Raw genomic sequence first — 16,680 nt, forward strand, 5'->3', positions numbered from 1 at the left:
GGCGGGGGGGCGACACCGGGCGGATGCTGGCCTACATCATCCGCCGCGTCTTCCAGTCGCTCGTCGTCCTCCTGGTGGTGGGCCTCGTGGCCTTCTCGATGTTCCGCTTCGTGGGCGACCCCATCGAGCAGCTGCTGGGCCAGGAGCGCACGATGGCCGACGTGGAGCGCCTGCGCGAAGCCTTGGGCCTGAACGACCCCTTCCCGATCCAGTACGTCAACTTCCTGGGCCGCGCGATCCAGGGCGACTTCGGCATCTCCTACCGCCAGTCCCGCCCCGTGGCCGACATCATCATGGAGCGCCTGCCCGCCACGCTGGAGCTGGCGCTGATCTCGGGCTTCCTCGCCGTGACCTTGGGCATCGCGCTGGGCGTGTTCACCGCGATCCGGCGGCGCGGCGTGGCCGCCAACGTCATCATGTCCTCGTCGCTGATCGGAGTCTCGCTGCCGACCTTCCTGATCGGCATCCTCCTGATCTACCTCTTCGGCGTGCACCTGCGCTGGCTGCCCACCTTCGGGCGCGGCGACGTGGTGGACCTCGGATGGTGGACCACCGGATTGCTGACCGAGAGCGGCCTGAAGTCCCTCATCCTGCCCGCCATCACGCTCGGCCTCTACCAGATGACCCTGATCATGCGGCTCGTGCGCTCCGAGATGCTGGAGGTCTTGCGCATGGACTACATCCGCTTCGCGCGCGCCCGGGGGCTGAAGGCCCGCGCCGTGAACTTCCGCCACGCGCTGAAGAACACCATGGTGCCCGTGATCACGGTCACGGGCCTCCAACTGGGCTCGATCATCGCCTTCGCGATCATCACCGAGACGGTGTTCCAGTGGCCCGGCGTGGGCCTCCTGTTCATCAACGCCGTGCAGTTCGTCGACATCCCCGTGATGGCCGCCTACCTCATGTTGATCTCGGTGATGTTCGTGCTCATCAACCTCGTGGTGGACCTGCTCTACGTGTCGGTCGACCCGCGTCTGCGCATCGACGGGAGGGCCGCATGACCGACCCCGCGCACGTCCCCGCCGACCGGGCCACCGAGACCGATCTGGCGCCCTCGGCCCACAAGCCGTCGCGCTGGCGGGCTGTCTGGGACGGTGACCTCGCCTATTCGTTCCGCCGCTCGCCCGTGGCCATCGTGGCCGCCTTTGTCACGGTCGTGCTGATCCTCGCCGCCGTGCTGGCGCCGTGGATCGCGCCGCACGACCCGTTCGACCCGCGCACGTTGAACCTCATGAACGGCTTCTCGGAGCCCATGGTCGCCAACCAGTTCACCGGCGACGTCTTCCTGCTCGGCACCGACGACCAGGGCCGGGACGTGTTCTCGACCATCCTCCACGGCATGCGCATCTCGCTGACGGTCGGCTTCGCCGCCGTGGCCTTCGCCATGGTGCTGGGCGTGCTCCTAGGCCTCCTCGCCGGCTACGTGGGCGGCTGGACCGAGACCATCATCATGCGGGTCGCCGACGTGCAGCTCACCTTCCCGTCGATCCTGGTGGCGATGCTGATCTTCGGCGTGGCGCGCGGCGTGATCCCGATCGAGCACCGCGACCAGATGGCGATCTGGGTGCTCATCATCGCTATCGGCCTCTCGGACTGGGTGCAGTTCGCCCGCGTCGTGCGCGGCGCCACGCTGGTCGAGAAGAACCGCGAATACGTGCAGGCTGCCCGCCTGATCGGCCGCTCCGGCCCCTCGATCATGCTCACGCACATCCTGCCCAACGTGCTGTCGCCCGTGCTGGTGATCGCCACCATCTCGCTGGCACTCGCGATCATCGCCGAGGCCACCCTCTCCTTCCTCGGCGTCGGCGCCCCGCCCACGCAACCCTCGCTCGGCACGCTCATCCGCATCGGCCAGGACTTCCTGTTCTCCGGCAAGTGGTGGATCCTGATGTTCCCCGCCGCCACGCTCTTGGCACTGGCCCTGTCGGTGAACCTGCTCGGCGACTGGCTGCGCGATGCCCTGAACCCGAAGCTCCAATGACCGATCCCCAGACCGCCCCCGTCCTCGAGCTCCGCGACCTCACCGTCGAGATCCCCACCCGCCGGGGCACCCTCAGGCCCGTGGACCGCGTGTCCTGGACCGTGGCCGCCGGCGAGATCCTGGGCGTGGTCGGCGAGTCCGGCGCCGGCAAGTCCATGACCGGCAACGCCGTGATCGGCCTCCTGGACCGCCCCGCCGCCATCGCCGGCGGCGCGGTGCTGCTGGAGGGCCAGCGCGTCGACGACCTGCCCGAGCGGCAGATGCGCCGCATCCGGGGCAAGCGCATCGGCATGGTGTTCCAGGACCCGCTGACCTCGCTCAATCCGCTGCTGACCGTGGGCGAGCAGCTGACCGAGACCATCCTAGAGCACTTGCCCGTATCCCAGCACGAGGCCCGCGCCCGCGCCCTGCGCGGGCTGGAGGAGGTGGGGATTCCCTCCGCGAAGAACCGCATGGACGCCTACCCCCACGAGTTCTCGGGCGGCATGCGCCAGCGGGTCGTCATCGCTCTCTCGCTCTGCGCCGAGCCGACGCTCTTGATCGCCGACGAGCCGACCACCGCGCTCGACGTGAGCGTGCAGGCCCAAATCACCGCACTGCTGAAACGGCTCTGCCGCGAGCGGGGCATGGCGGCGATGCTGATCACCCACGACATGGGCGTGATCGCCGAGACCGCCGACCGCGTGGCCGTGATGTACGCGGGCCGCCTCGCCGAGATCGGCCCCGTGGCGCAGATCGTCGGCAGCCCGCGCCATCCCTACACCGACGGCCTCATGGCCTCGACGCCCGCCGCCTCGGCCGGGCAGGAGCGGCTGCGCCAGATCCCCGGCAACATGCCGCGCCTCACCAGCCTTCCCGACGGCTGCGCCTTCCACCCCCGCTGCCCGCGCGTGGGCGAGAAGTGCCGCCACGATCCCCGCCCCGAGGTGGGTAAGGCGGATGCGCGCGCCGCGTGCTGGTTCCCCATCGAAGCCGGAGAGGACGCCGCATGAGCCTCGTGGACGTCCGAAACCTCACCCGCGTCTTCGACGTCTCGAAGCCCTGGCTGAACCGCCTGATCGAGCGCCTGCCCAAGCGGATGCTCACCGCCGTCTCGGACGTCACCTTCTCGATCCCCGAGCGCACCACCTACGCGTTGGTGGGCGAGAGCGGGTCGGGCAAGTCCACCATCGGCAAGATGATCGTGGGACTCCTGAACCCCACCGAGGGCGAGATCCGGATCGAGGGCGTGAACCTCTTCACCGAGACCGACCGGGACAAGGTCGAGCGGGTGCGCTCCGACATCCAGATGATCTTCCAGGACCCCTACGCGTCCCTGAACCCCCGCTGGCGCGTGGGCCGCATCATCAATGAGCCGGTGGCCGCGCGGGGCGGCGACACCAAGGGGCTGGCCGAGCGTCTTTTGGAGCAGGTGGGCCTGAGCGCCGACGACGCCACCAAGTACCCGCACCAGTTCTCGGGCGGGCAGCGCCAGCGCATCTGCGTGGCCCGCGCGCTCGCCTCGGAGCCGCGGCTGATCGTATGCGACGAGCCGACCTCGGCGCTCGACGTGTCGGTGCAGGCGCAGGTGCTCAACCTCATGAGCGACCTGCGGCGCGAGCACGGGCTGACCTACCTGTTCATCTCCCACGACCTCACGGTCGTGCGGCACATGGCCGACACCATTGGCGTGCTCTACCTCGGCCGCCTGGTCGAGGAGGCCCCGCCCGAGGCCCTGTTCACCCGGCCCGCCCATCCCTACACCGCGATGCTGATCGACGCGGCCCCGCGCCTCGACGCCTTCGGCCGCGAGGTCACGCCCCCCGAGGGCGAGATTCCCGATCCCACCGACCCGCCCTCGGGCTGCGCCTTCCACCCGCGCTGCCCGCTCGCCACCGAGGTGTGCTCCCGCGTCCGGCCTCCGCTCGAGCCGTTCGGCGCGGGCCGAGTCGCCTGCCACCACGCGGGCGAGGTGCGGCTGGAGAGCGCCGCATGAGCGTGGCGATCCTTCCCGCGCGGGGAGGATCGAAGCGCATCCCGCGCAAGAACGTCCGGGATTTCCTCGGCCGCCCCGCTATCGCCTGGCCCATTGCCGCCGCGCGCACGGTGTTCGACCGCGTGGTGGTGACCACGGACGACGCCGAGATCGCCGCGGTCGCGGAAGGCGAGGGGGCCGAGGTGCCGTTCTTTCGAGACGCCGCCCTCTCGGACGACCACACCGGCACCACCGAGGTGATCGCCGACGCCGTGGCGCGGCTGGGGCTGGCTGGCGAGGAGGCGGTGGCCTGCATCTACCCCACCGCGATGCTGATCCGGGCCGACGACCTGCGGGCCGGCTTGGCGAAGCTGGACGCGGCGCGCTGGGTGCTGTCGCTGGGCGAGTACCGCACGCCGATCCGCCGGGCCTATCGCCGCGACGGGGACGGTTTCGCCGCGATGGAGCCGGACGCCATGCCGATGCGCTCGCAGGACCTCGCCCCGGCCTTCTTCGACGCCGGCCAGTTCTACCTCGCCCGCGCCGCCACTTGGCGCGACCCGGCGGCCCGCGTCTGGGACGGCGCGGCGGGCGTGGTGCTGCCCGAGGAGCGGGCCGTGGACGTGGACACCCCCGAGGACTGGGCGCGGGCCGAGCGCATGGCGCGGCTGTGAGGCTGCTCTTCCGCTGCGACGGCGACGGGCGCATCGGCGGCGGCCACATCATGCGGTGCCTGACGCTTGCCCGCGCCGCCCGCGAGCGCGGCTGGGACGTCGCGTTCGCCATGGCCGAGGGCGGCTTCTCGGACCGGGTGGAGCGGGAGTTCCCCGTCACCCCTATCCCCCACGCCCCCCGCGCGCCCGACCCCGAGGCCCCGCCCCACGGCGACTGGCTGTCCGCCCCGTGGGAGCGGGACGCGGAGGTGACGGCGAAGGCGGCGGAGGGCGCCGACTGGCTGGTCTGGGATCATTACGGCCTCGACGCGCGCTGGGTGCGGGCCGTCGGCGCGCATCGGGCGATGGCGTTCGACGACCTCGACGACCGGGCGCTGGCCTCGGACGTGGTGCTCGACCTCACCCGGCTGGAGGGGCGCCGCACGCACCACGCCCCGGTCGAGCTGATCGGCCCTGCCTACGCGCCGCTGCGCCCCGAGTTCGCCGCCGCCCGCGCGGAGGCCCTGCGCTGGGACGTCGGGCCGGTGCGCCGCGTCGTCGTTATGCCGGGGCTGGCCGATGCCGCCGGGCTTGCGCCGCTGGCCCTCAGGGCGCTGGACGACTTCCCCGCGCTGGAGGCCGAGGTGGTCATGGGCGCCGCCTCGCAGTCGCGCGAGGCCGCCGAGGCCGTGCTGGGGCGCCACCGCCTCGTGCTCGACCCGCCGGACGTGGCGCAGCGCATGGCCGCCGCCGACCTGTGCATCGGCGCCTCGGGCATGACCAACTGGGAGCGCTGCGCGCTGGGCCTGCCGACCGTGGCCGTGGCCGTGGCCGCGAACCAGTATCCGGGGCTGAAGGGCCTCGCCCGCGCCGGTGCGGTGGTGCCCCTGACGATGGACGAGGCGCGCGACCCCTTGATGCTGCGCAACGCGATCCGCTCCGCCATCGCGCAGGCGCCGGGCCTGCGGCGCCGCGCCGCCGCGATCTGCGACGGCGAGGGGGCGGGTCGGGTGCTGGACGCGCTCGACTATCGCTTCCGGCCCGTGGAGGTGTCGGACGCGGACCGCCTCATGCGCTGGCGCGGCACGCCACGCATCCGCGCCGCCTCCCACGACGACGCCCCCCTCGACCCCGCGCGGCACGCCGCCTGGGTCGCCCATGCCGCCACCCGCCGCGACGGGATCTGGACGATCTACGAGGAGGGCGGGCACCCCCTCGGCCACGCTTCGGCCCGGCGCACCGACGGGGGCTGGCTCTGGAGCTTCTATCTGGGCGAACCAGCGCCCCCTGGCACCGGCACCCGCATGTGCCGCCGGTTCCTCGCGCGCCTGCGCGCCGAGGGGAGCGGCACTGTCGCCGGCGAGGTGAAGGCCGAGAATGCCGCATCCATCGCCCTGCACCGGCGCCTCGGCTTCCACGAGGCGGAGGGACGGGAGGGCGTGCTTGTGTTCGAGCGGGCGCTGGAGGACACGGCCCCGGAGGAGGAGCGCGCATGACCATCCGCATCGCGGGCCGCGAGATCGGCCCGGAGCACAGTCCTTACGTGATCGCCGAGCTGTCGGGCAACCACAACGGCGACCGGGAGCGCGCACTGGCCCTCGTGGACGCCGCCGCCGAGGCGGGTGCGGACGCGGTGAAGCTCCAGACCTACACCGCCGACACCATCACGCTCGACGTGGACCGGCCCGACTTCACGATCCGCGGCGGCCCGTGGGACGGGCGGCGGCTGCACGAGCTCTATGCCGAGGCCTCGACCCCGTGGGAGTGGCACGAGGCGCTCTTCGCGCGCGCCCGCGAGCGCGGCCTCCACTGCTTCTCGTCTCCCTTCGACCCCACCGCCGTCGACTTCCTCGCCGGGCTGGACGCCCCCGCCTACAAGATCGCCTCGTTCGAGCTGGTGGACCTCCCGCTGATCCGCCGCGCGGCGGGACAGGGCAGGCCGCTGATCATGTCCACCGGCATCGCCTCCTTGGGCGAGATCGAGGAAGCGCTGCGCGCTGCGCGCGAGGGGGGCGCGGACGGCATCGTGCTCCTGCACTGCATCAGCGCCTATCCCGCGAAGCCCGAGGAGATGCGCCTGCGCACCATCCAGTCCCTCGGCGCGGCCTTCGGGGTGCCCGTGGGCCTGAGCGACCACACCCTCGGCAGCGCCGTGGCCGTCGCGTCCATCGCGCTGGGGGCTTGCCTCATAGAGAAGCACATCACGCTCGCTCGCGCCGATGGCGGCCCGGACGCCGAGTTCAGCCTGGAGCCGGCGGAGTTCCGGCAACTTGTGGACGACTGCCGCACCGCCCACGCAGCCTTGGGCGAGCCGCAGCACGACCGGCGCGGGGTGGGGGGCGCGAACGCGCAGTTCCGCCGCTCGCTCTACGTGACCGCCGACGTGGCCGAGGGCGAGGCGCTGACGCCCGACACCGTGCGCTCCGTGCGGCCGGGCTTCGGGCTGGCGCCGAAGCACTATGACGCCGTGCTCGGTCGCCGCGCCGCCCGCGCCCTGAAGCGCGGCGAGCCGCTGGCCTGGGACATGCTGGCGTGAGGCTGCTGGTCGTCTCCACGGCGAAGAACACCGACGCGATCCTCGAACACCTGAAGCGGGAGCCGGACGTCGAGGTGGCGCTCCACATCGGGCACGTCACGGCGGACATCAAGGCGAGCGCGCTGACGCGCATGAACACCCGCGAGGGCGGGCGCGGGCACCTGATGCGCGACGCGCGCTATACGGGTGCCGCCCGGGCCCTGATCGAGAGCCCGCAGGTCGCGCGAGAGATGGAGATGTTCGCCGACCACCTCCACCGCCGCGCGCCGATGAACAGCTACAAGGCGCACCCCCTGCGCTCGATGCAGGACTACACCGACTACTTCCACATCCTCGCCGACGCGATGGCCGAGCGTCTCCGGTCCGAGCGCATCGACCACTGCCTCTTCTTCAACGTGCCCCACCTGGGCTACGACACGGTCTGCTACCTGGTCGCCCGCACGATGGGCATTCCCTGCACGATCGTCTCGCAATCCCTGTTCCCGAACCGCTTCTGGTCGATGCACGAGATCGCGCACATGGGCGGCGCCGCGCTCGGGGAGGGGGCCGAGCCGTGGCCCATCGAGAAGGGCTCGAAGCCGGACCTGTTCTACATGGCCGGCATCAAGCAGGAGCGCGAGGAGGGCGGGCGCATCACCGCGAAGGGGGCGCTGCAACTGGCGACGTTCCTGGTGACGCAAGGCCGGTGGCGGGCCCTGAACCCGGCCTACGTCGCGCGCCTCGTGCGGCACATGAACCGGGTCTACGGCCGGCTGCCGAAGTGGCGCGACCCCTTCGCGCGGTTCTTCCACGAGGACGCGCTGGCCTACTTCGACCACCTCGCGGGCTACGAGGACAATCCCGTCGACCTGTCGGGCGACTACGTCTACTTCCCGCTCCAGCTTCAGCCCGAGATGACCACCAGCAGCCTTGGCGGGGCCTACCGCGACCAGGCGCTGGCCATCGAGCACCTGAGCGCGATCCTGCCCGAGGGTGCGCGCATCCTCGTGAAGGAGAACCCCAAGCAGGGCTCCTACATGCGAGGGCCGCTGTTCTGGCACCGCCTGCGCCGCATCCCCAACGTCGAGGTCCTGCCGAGTTGGGCCGACACCCACGCGCTCACGGGCGGCGCCCGCTTCGTGGCCGCGATCACCGGGACCGTGGGCTGGGAGGCGGTCCGGCAGGGCGTGCCGGCGCTGGTGTTCGGGAAGGCGTGGTATCGCAAGCTGCCCGGCGTGGTGGAGTGGCGCGACGACCTCCGCTGGGACGACGTGGCGGGGCTGGAGTGGGACCACGCCGCGCTGGAGCGCGCGACCGGCGCGCTGGTGGGCCGGATGCACGAGGGCGTGGTGGACCGGCACTACGAGCGGCTGGTGGAGGGGTTCGACGCCGAGGCATCGTACCCGGCGACGGCGAAGGTGCTGGCCGGGCTGCTGCGGGGCGAGCGGGCGGTGACGTTCGACCGGGACTGAGCCCGGACCCGCCCCGGCCTTGCGCCGGGGGCCTCTGCCCTCCACGGGCGCTTCGCTCCGCAACGGCATCGCATGCGGCGACCGGAGGCCCCGGATCAGGTCCGGGGCGCGGGCCATGTGGTGGCGACCGTCAACCCCCGACCGCCTCCCGCAGCACCTCGACCACCCGGTCCTGCTCCGCCTCGGTCAGCCCCGGATGCAGCGGCAGCGAGATCGCGCGGTCGTAGTAGGCCTCCGCCACCGGGAAGTTGCCGCGCGCGAACCCCATCGCCCGGTAGTGCGGCTGGAGGTGGACGGGGATGTAGTGGACGTTCACGCCGATCCCGCCCTCGCGCAGGTGCGCGAAGACCCGTGCCCGGTCCTCGACCTGCACCGGGTAGAGGTGCAGCGCCGAGCGGCCCGCGGGGTCCTGATGCGGGCGCACCACAGGCAAGCCCTCCAGCAGCGCGTCGTAGCGGGCGCGGATGCGGTGGCGGGCGTCCACGAACTCGCCCAGCCGCCGCATCTGGCTCGCGCCGAGGGCGGCCTGCATCTCGGTCATGCGGTAGTTGTAGCCCAGGGCAACCTGCTCGTAGTACCAGCCGCCTTCGCTCTCGCCCTGCATCAGCGCGGGGTCGCGCGTGACCCCATGGGAGCGGTGCAGGTCCACGCGCCGCGCGAGCATCTCGTCCTGCGTGGTGACCGCGCCGCCCTCGGCCGTGGTGACGATCTTCACGGGGTGGAAGCTGAACACCGCCGCGTCCGAGAAGCGGCAGTCGCCCACGGGGGCGCCGCGGTAGCTGGCCCCGATGGAGTGGCTGGCGTCCTCGATCACGCGGATGCCGTGGGCCCGCGCGACCGCGCCGATCCGCTCCATGTCGCAGGTCTGCCCGGCGAAGTGGACGGGGACGAGCACCTTGGGCGGGGCCGTGGTGGCCAGCTTCGCCTCCAGCGCGTCCGCGTCCATCAGGTAGGTCGCGGGGTCGATGTCCACGAAGTCCACCGAGGCCCCGCAGTAGAGACCGCAGTTGGCCGAGGCCACGAAGGTGTTGGGCACGGTCCAGAGCGCGTCCCCGGGCCCGAGATCCAGCGCCATGCAGGCGACGTGCAGCGCCGAGGTGGCGGAGTTCACGGCCAGCGCGTGGGCGGCGCCGGTCGCCTCGCGCAACGCGGCCTCGAAGCGGGGCACGGCGGGGCCTTGCGTCAGGAAGTCCGAGCGCAGCACCTCGACCACGGCGTCGACGTCCGCCTGGTCGATGATCTGGCGGCCATAGGGGATCAAATCCGGCCCACCTTGTCGCGGTTCGCCTCGGTCCAGAGGCGCAGGCTTTCCACGCTCATCCACTCGGAGTTGGTGTCGGACACGTACTCGAACCCCTCGGGCACGGGCTTGCCGTCCTTGATGCGGCCGGGGTCGCGCGACCAGTGGTGGATCGCGGGCAGGATCTTGAAGTGCTCGGGATACTCGAAGGTGTGGGCCGCGTCCTCGGGGCCGATCATCTGCTCGTGCAGCTTCTCGCCGGGGCGGATGCCGACCACCTCGGTGGGGCGGCCCGGCGCCACGGCCTCGGCGATCTGCGCGATGGTCATGGAGGGGATCTTCTTCACGTAGATCTCGCCGCCCACCATGTCCTCGAACGCGTGCCAGACCAGCTCCACCCCCTGCTCGAGGGTGATCATGAAGCGGGTCATGCGCGGGTCGGTGATGGGCAGCGTGCCCTCGCGGTCCAGGAAGAACGGGATCACGGAGCCGCGCGAGCCCATGACGTTGCCGTAGCGCACGACCGAGAAGCGGCAGCCGTTGCCGCCCGCGTAGCTGTTGCCGGCCACGAACATCTTGTCCGACGCCAGCTTTGTGGCGCCGTAGAGGTTCACGGGGCTGGAGGCCTTGTCGGTGCTCAGCGCGACGCAACTCTTCACGCCCTTGTCGATGCAGGCGTCGATCACGTGCATGGCGCCGGTTATGTTGGTCTTCACGCACTCGAACGGGTTGTACTCGGCCGTGGGCACGATCTTGGTGGCCGCGGCGTGGACCACGTGGTCGACCCCGTCGAGCGCGCGGTACAGCCGCTCTCGGTCGCGCACGTCGCCGATGAAGAAGCGCAGGGCGTCCACGCCCTCGAAGCGCTTGGCCATCTCCCACTGCTTCATCTCGTCGCGCGAGTAGACGATGATCCGGCGCGGCTTGTACTTGGCCAAGGTCATCGGGATGAACCGCGACCCGAACGAGCCGGTGCCCCCGGTCACGAGGATGGTGCTGCCTTCGAGCAAGTGCGGTCTCCCTGTCTGCCCCATGCGGGATAGCGGGCGCGCCGCGCGCCGTCCACGCGGTTGCGCCGCCCGGGCGCGCCTGCCTAGATCGCCCCGTTCACGGGAGGACGCCGATGGCCCGCACCAAGTTCACCGCCGAGGAGGCGCTCCAGTACCATCTGGAGCCGCGGCCCGGGAAGCTGGACATCTCGGCCTCCACGGCGATGGCCACGCAGCGCGACCTCAGCCTCGCCTACTCGCCCGGCGTCGCCGTCCCGTGCGAGCGCATCGCCGAGGACCCGGCGCTCGCCTACGACTACACCACCAAGGGCAACCTGGTCGCCGTGATCTCGAACGGCACCGCCGTCCTCGGCCTCGGCAACCTCGGGGCGCTGGCCTCGAAGCCGGTGATGGAAGGCAAGGCGGTGCTCTTCAAGCGCTTCGCCGACGTGAACTCGATCGACATCGAGCTCGACACCGAGGACGTGGACGCCTTCGTCGCGGCCGTGAAGCTGATGGGGCCGACCTTCGGGGGCATCAACCTCGAGGACATCAAGGCGCCCGAGTGCTTCATGATCGAGAGCCGTCTCAAGGAGGAGATGGACATCCCGGTCTTCCACGACGACCAGCACGGCACCGCCGTGATCTGCGCCGCCGGGCTGATCAACGCGCTGCACCTGTCGGGCAAGCGCATCGAGGACGTGCGCATCGTCCTCAATGGGGCAGGGGCCGCGGGCATTGCCTGCATCGAGCTGCTGAAGTCGATGGGCGCGCGGCACGAGAACTGCATCGCCTGCGACACCAAGGGCGTCATCTACCAGGGCCGCACCGAGGGCATGAACCAGTGGAAGTCGGCCCACGCGGTGGCGACGGAGGCGCGCACGCTGGAGGAAGCGATGCGCGGCGCGGACGTGTTCCTGGGCGTCTCGGCCAAGGGGGCGGTCACGCAGGACATGGTGCGCGGCATGGCCGACGCCCCCGTGATCTTCGCCATGGCCAATCCCGACCCCGAGATCACCCCCGAGGAGGCCCACGAAGTGCGCCCCGACGCCATCGTCGCCACGGGCCGCTCGGACTACCCCAACCAGGTCAACAACGTCCTGGGCTTTCCCTACCTGTTCCGGGGCGCCCTCGACGTGCACGCGCGGGCCATCAACGACGAGATGAAGATCGCCTGCGCCGAGGCGCTGGCCGCGCTCGCGCGCGAGGACGTGCCCGACGAGGTGGCCGTGGCATACGGGCGCAAGCTGTCCTTCGGGCGCGACTACATCATCCCCACGCCCTTCGACCCGCGCCTGATCCACGTGATCCCGCCCGCCGTCGCGCGGGCCTGCATGGACACCGGCGCCGCGCGCCGGCCCATCGTGGACATGGAAGGCTACGCCAACGCGCTGGCCGCGCGCATGGACCCCACGGCCAGCATCCTGCAGGGCATCTCGGCCCGTGCCCGGCAGGCGCAGGCGCGCATGATCTTCGCGGAAGGCGACGACCCCCGCGTCCTGCGCGCCGCCGTCGCCTACCAGCGGCAGGGCTTCGGCCGCGCCCTCGTGGTGGGGCGCGAGGACGACGTGCGCGCCAAGCTCGAGGCGGCCGGCCTGGGCGATGCCGTGCGCGAGCTGGAGGTGGTGAACGCCGCCAACACCCGGCACCTCGACCCCTACCGCGACCACCTCTACGGGCGGCTGCAGCGGCGGGGCTTCGACCAGCAGGACGTGCACCGGCTGGCCTCGCGCGACCGCCACGTCTTCGGGGCGCTGATGCTCGCCCACGACCACGGCGACGGGCTGGTCACGGGGGCCACGCGCAAGTCGGCGCAGGCGATGCGGCTGGTGGACCACGTGTTCGACGTGATGGAGAACCCCGAGGCGGTGGGCATCACCGCGCTGCTGCACCGGGGCCGGATCGTGCTGATCGGCGACACGCTGGTGCACGAGTGGCCGGGCGCCGAGGACCTCGCCACCATCGCCGAGGCCGGCGCGCGGGTGGCGCGCGCGCTGGGCCTCGAGCCGCGCGTGGCCTTCGTGAGCTTCTCGACCTTCGGCTACCCGGTCTCGGAGCGCGCCGAGAAGATGCACCGGGCCCCCGCGGTGCTGGAGCGGCGCGGCGCGGACTTCGAGTACGAGGGCGAGATGACCGTGGACGTGGCCCTGAACCCGGACGTGGCGGCGAACTACCCGTTCTCGCGCCTCACGGGGCCGGCCAACGTGCTGGTGGTGCCGGCACGGCACTCGGCCTCGATCTCGGTGAAGCTGATGCAGGAGATGGCCGGCGCGCAGGTGATCGGTCCGATCCTCACGGGCATCGACCGCCCCGTCCAGATCGCCTCCACCGGCTCCACCGCGTCGGACATCCTGAACATGGCGCTCCTCGCGGCGTGCCGCGTGGGGGTCTGAGGGGGCAGGGGGCGCTGCCCCCGGCCTTCGGCTTCCGGGGCTTCGCCCGTTCGCGGGCGGATCGGTCCACTGGACCGATCCCGGGAAGCCCGCGAACCCCCGAGGTATTTCCGGCAAGATGAGGGGGCGGCGCTTGGAGAGGAGATGGGCACGGGGACCGTGGCCCCCGCCCGTCACTGGGTCATGCCGTCCCAGAAGCCCTTCACCTTGCGGAAGAAGCTGTCGCGCTCGGGGGAGTTGTCGCTGCCCTCGCGCTCGAACTCGCGCAGGAGGTCGCGCTGGCGGGCGGTGAGGTTCACCGGGGTCTCCACGGCCAGCTCGATGTACATGTCGCCCGCGGGGCCGCCGCGCAGCGCGGGCATGCCCTTGGCGCGCAGGCGCATCTGGCGGCCGGTCTGGCTGCCCGCGGGCACCTTCACGCGGCTCCGGCCGCCGTCGATCGACGGCACCTCCACCTCGCCGCCCAGGGCGGCCGCGGTCATGGCCACGGGCACGCGGCACCACAGGTTCGAGCCGTCGCGCTGGAACAGCGGATGCTCCTCGACCTCGATGAAGATGTAGAGATCGCCCGGCGGCCCGCCGCGCAGGCCCGCCTCGCCCTCGCCCGACAGGCGGATGCGCGTGCCCGTCTCGACGCCGGCGGGGATGTTGACCGAGAGCTGGCGCTCCTTGTCGACGCGGCCCACGCCGCCACAGGCGCGGCAGGGGTTCTTGATGATCTGGCCGGCGCCCGAGCAGGTGGGGCAGGTGCGCTCCACGGTGAAGAAGCCCTGCTGGGCGCGTACCTTGCCCATGCCCGCGCAGGTCGGGCAGTTGGCCGGCTCGGAGGCGCCCTCGGTGCCCTTGCCGCCGCACTCCCCGCAGGCCACGGCCGTGGGCACGGTGATCGCCTTCTGCAGGCCCGCGAAGGCCTCCTCGAGCGAGATGCGCAGGTTGTAGCGCAGGTCCGAGCCGCGGGTCGCCCGCGCCCGGCCGCCGCCGCGCCCGCCGCCGGGGCCGCCCTGGCCGCCCATGAAGTCGCCGAACAGGTCCTCGAACACGTCCGAGAAGGCCGACGCGAAGTCGCCCTGCGGCCCGCCGGGGCCGCCGGGATGCCCGCCCGGGCGCCCGCCGCCGCCCATGCCGCCCTCGAAGGCGGCGTGGCCGAAGCGGTCGTAGGCAGCCTTCCGGTCGGCGTCCTTCAGGACGTCGTAGGCCTCGTTGACCTCCTTGAAGCGCGCCTCGGCATCCGGCTTGTCGCTGTTGCGATCGGGATGCAGCTCCTTGGCCTTGCGGCGGTAGGCCTTCTTGATCTCGTCGGCCGCGGCCCCGCGCGCGACGCCCAGGGTCTCGTAGTAGTCTCGTTTCGCCATCGGGGTCGTCCTTCACGAAGGAGGGCCGGCCCGGTCGCCCGGACCGGCCCCGTCACGGGCCGTGGGCTGGATCAGCCCTGCTTGCGGTCGTCGCCGAGGTCCTCGAAGTCGGCGTCGAGGATCTCGTCGTCGTCCTTCGAGGCGCGCTCGGCCTCGGGCTCGTCGGCCGCGGGCTCGGCGCCCTCGCCCTCGGCGGCCGAGGCCTTGTAGATCGCCTCGCCCAGCTTCATCGCCGCCTCGGTCACGTTCTGGATGCCCGAGCGGATCTTGCCCGCGTCGTCGCCCTCCATCGTGTCGCGCAGCGCGGCCACGGCCAGCTCGATCGCCTCGACGGTGGAGGGATCGACCTTCTCGCCGTGCTCGGCCAGCGACTTCTCGGTCGAGTCGATCAGGCCCTCGGCCTGGTTGCGGGCCTCGACCAGCTCGCGGCGCTGCTTGTCGGCCTCGGCGTTCTCCTCGGCCTCCTGCACCATGCGCTCGATGTCGGCGTCCGTCAGGCCGCCCGACGCCTGGATCGTGATCTTCTGCTCCTTGCCGGTGCCCTTGTCGCGGGCCGACACGGAGACGATGCCGTTGGCGTCGATGTCGAAGGTCACCTCGATCTGCGGCATGCCGCGCGGCGCGGGCGGGATGTCCTCGAGGTTGAACTGGCCGAGGATCTTGTTGTCGGCCGCCATCTCGCGCTCGCCCTGGAAGACCCGGATCGTGACCGCGTTCTGGTTGTCCTCGGCCGTGGAGAAGACCTGGGACTTCTTGGTGGGGATCGTGGTGTTGCGGTCGATCAGCCGGGTGAACACGCCGCCCAGCGTCTCGATGCCGAGGCTCAGCGGCGTCACATCGAGCAGCACCACGTCCTTCACGTCGCCCTGCAGCACGCCCGCCTGGATGGCGGCGCCCAGCGCCACGACCTCGTCGGGGTTCACGCCCTTGTGGGGCTCCTTGCCGAAGAACTTGGTCACTTCCTCGACGACCTTGGGCATGCGGGTCATGCCGCCGACGAGCACGACCTCGTCGATCTCGTCCTTGGTTATGCCCGCGTCCTTCAGGGCCGCCTGGCAGGGCTTCATCGACGCCTTGATCAGGTCGCCAACGAGGCTCTCCAGCTTGGCGCGGGTCAGCTTCATGACCATGTGCAGCGGCTGGCCGTTGGAGCCCATCGAGATGAACGGCTGGTTGATCTCGGTCTGCTGCGAGGACGACAGCTCGATCTTAGCCTTCTCGGCCGCCTCCTTGAGGCGCTGCAGGGCCATCTTGTCCTGCGTCAGGTCGGTGCCGTGCTCTTTCTTGAACTCGCCGGCGAGGTAGTTGACGATCCGCATGTCGAAGTCCTCGCCGCCGAGGAACGTGTCCCCGTTGGTGGACTTCACCTCGAACAGGCCGTCGTCGATCTCGAGGATGGTCACGTCGAAGGTGCCGCCGCCGAGGTCGTAGACCGCGATCGTGCGCGCCTCCTTCTTGTCGAGACCGTAGGCCAGAGCAGCGGCCGTCGGCTCGTTGATGATGCGCAGCACTTCGAGGCCGGCGATCTTGCCGGCGTCCTTGGTGGCCTGGCGCTGGGCGTCGTTGAAGTAGGCCGGCACCGTGATCACGGCCTGGTCGACCTCCTCGCCGAGGTAGCTCTCGGCGGTCTCCTTCATCTTCTGCAGGATCAGCGCGGAGACCTGCGCGGGCGAGTACTTCTCGCCGCGGATCTCGACCCACGCGTCGCCGTTGCCGGACACCACCTTGAACGGCAGGTTCTTCTTGTCCTTGGCGAGGTGCTCGTCGTCGAAGCGGCGGCCGATCAGGCGCTTGATGCCGAAGACGGTGTTCTCGGGGTTGGTCACGGCCTGCCGCTTGGCGGGCTGGCCCACGAGGCGCTCGGACTCGGTGTAGCCCACGATCGAGGGCGTGGTGCGCGCACCCTCGGAGTTCTCGATCACGCGCGGCTGCGATCCGTCCATGATGGCGACGCAGCTGTTCGTCGTGCCGAGGTCGATGCCGATCACTTTGGCCATTGTCTGCTCTCCTTGGCGATGTTCTGGCTCCGGGGTCCGTTCAGGCCCCCCGGAACCGATCCCTGAAGTGGCACGATCCGAACCTTGGGGGTCCGGATCGCGGTTCGGGCGCTATATAGGAATGGGGTCTGGGG

13 protein-coding genes are annotated in these 16,680 nt (G+C 71.3%); 9 read left to right on the forward strand and 4 right to left on the reverse strand.

Annotation, left to right across the window (positions count from 1 at the left end; translation table 11 throughout):
- Nucleotides 1-23: 23 nt before the first annotated feature.
- The 8 genes from K3554_RS02975 to K3554_RS03010 are packed head-to-tail and all read left to right on the forward strand — an operon-like array spanning nt 24 to nt 8,575.
- On the forward strand, nt 24-1,001 hold the full coding sequence (locus K3554_RS02975) for an ABC transporter permease (RefSeq protein WP_259943335.1): 978 nt from the start codon (nt 24-26) through the stop codon (nt 999-1,001).
- A complete protein-coding gene (locus K3554_RS02980) occupies nt 998-1,981 on the forward strand; it encodes an ABC transporter permease (RefSeq protein WP_259943337.1) in 984 nt (327 codons plus the stop codon). The genes K3554_RS02975 and K3554_RS02980 overlap by 4 nt, the downstream gene beginning before the upstream one ends.
- A complete protein-coding gene (locus tag K3554_RS02985; protein ID WP_259943338.1) occupies nt 1,978-2,973 on the forward strand; it encodes an ABC transporter ATP-binding protein in 996 nt (331 codons plus the stop codon). The genes K3554_RS02980 and K3554_RS02985 overlap by 4 nt, the downstream gene beginning before the upstream one ends.
- The gene (locus tag K3554_RS02990) at nt 2,970-3,956 is read left to right on the forward strand and encodes an ABC transporter ATP-binding protein (RefSeq protein ID WP_259943350.1); all 987 of its coding nucleotides are present in this window, start codon (nt 2,970-2,972) and stop codon (nt 3,954-3,956) included. The genes K3554_RS02985 and K3554_RS02990 overlap by 4 nt, the downstream gene beginning before the upstream one ends.
- Nucleotides 3,953-4,609 (forward strand): pseudaminic acid cytidylyltransferase, encoded by a 657-nt coding sequence (gene pseF, locus K3554_RS02995; protein ID WP_259943352.1) that lies wholly within the window; start codon nt 3,953-3,955, stop codon nt 4,607-4,609. Before K3554_RS02990 ends, pseF begins: the two co-directional genes overlap by 4 nt.
- Nucleotides 4,606-6,084 carry a UDP-2,4-diacetamido-2,4,6-trideoxy-beta-L-altropyranose hydrolase gene (gene pseG, locus K3554_RS03000; protein ID WP_259943353.1) on the forward strand — a complete coding sequence of 493 codons (1,479 nt, stop codon included), beginning with the start codon at nt 4,606-4,608 and terminating at the stop codon, nt 6,082-6,084. The genes pseF and pseG overlap by 4 nt, the downstream gene beginning before the upstream one ends.
- Nucleotides 6,081-7,124 (forward strand): pseudaminic acid synthase, encoded by a 1,044-nt coding sequence (gene pseI, locus K3554_RS03005; RefSeq protein WP_259943355.1) that lies wholly within the window; start codon nt 6,081-6,083, stop codon nt 7,122-7,124. Before pseG ends, pseI begins: the two co-directional genes overlap by 4 nt.
- Nucleotides 7,121-8,575: a hypothetical protein gene (locus K3554_RS03010; RefSeq protein WP_259943356.1), complete on the forward strand. Its 1,455-nt coding sequence runs from the start codon at nt 7,121-7,123 to the stop codon at nt 8,573-8,575. The genes pseI and K3554_RS03010 overlap by 4 nt, the downstream gene beginning before the upstream one ends.
- A gap of 130 nt (nt 8,576-8,705) precedes the next feature.
- Here K3554_RS03010 and pseC read toward each other — a convergent pair whose 3' ends face one another.
- A complete protein-coding gene (gene pseC / locus K3554_RS03015; RefSeq protein ID WP_259943358.1) occupies nt 8,706-9,836 on the reverse strand; it encodes a UDP-4-amino-4,6-dideoxy-N-acetyl-beta-L-altrosamine transaminase in 1,131 nt (376 codons plus the stop codon).
- Complete coding sequence (pseB, locus tag K3554_RS03020) at nt 9,833-10,825, reverse strand: UDP-N-acetylglucosamine 4,6-dehydratase (inverting) (protein ID WP_259943360.1); 993 nt, start codon at nt 10,823-10,825, stop codon at nt 9,833-9,835. Before pseB ends, pseC begins: the two co-directional genes overlap by 4 nt.
- A gap of 113 nt (nt 10,826-10,938) precedes the next feature.
- Between pseB and K3554_RS03025 the strand changes: the two genes are divergently transcribed.
- The gene (locus K3554_RS03025) at nt 10,939-13,197 is read left to right on the forward strand and encodes an NADP-dependent malic enzyme (RefSeq protein WP_259943362.1); all 2,259 of its coding nucleotides are present in this window, start codon (nt 10,939-10,941) and stop codon (nt 13,195-13,197) included.
- Nucleotides 13,198-13,370: 173 nt separating this feature from the next.
- Here the strand turns inward: K3554_RS03025 and dnaJ are convergent, their stop codons facing one another.
- Complete coding sequence (dnaJ, locus tag K3554_RS03030) at nt 13,371-14,549, reverse strand: molecular chaperone DnaJ (RefSeq protein ID WP_259943363.1); 1,179 nt, start codon at nt 14,547-14,549, stop codon at nt 13,371-13,373.
- Between the two features lie 71 nt (nt 14,550-14,620).
- Nucleotides 14,621-16,546: a molecular chaperone DnaK gene (gene dnaK / locus K3554_RS03035; protein ID WP_259943365.1), complete on the reverse strand. Its 1,926-nt coding sequence runs from the start codon at nt 16,544-16,546 to the stop codon at nt 14,621-14,623.
- Nucleotides 16,547-16,680 lie beyond the last annotated feature (134 nt).

Origin of the sequence: Jannaschia sp. W003 (assembly GCF_025144335.1) — a bacterium.
Lineage (GTDB): Bacteria > Pseudomonadota > Alphaproteobacteria > Rhodobacterales > Rhodobacteraceae > Jannaschia.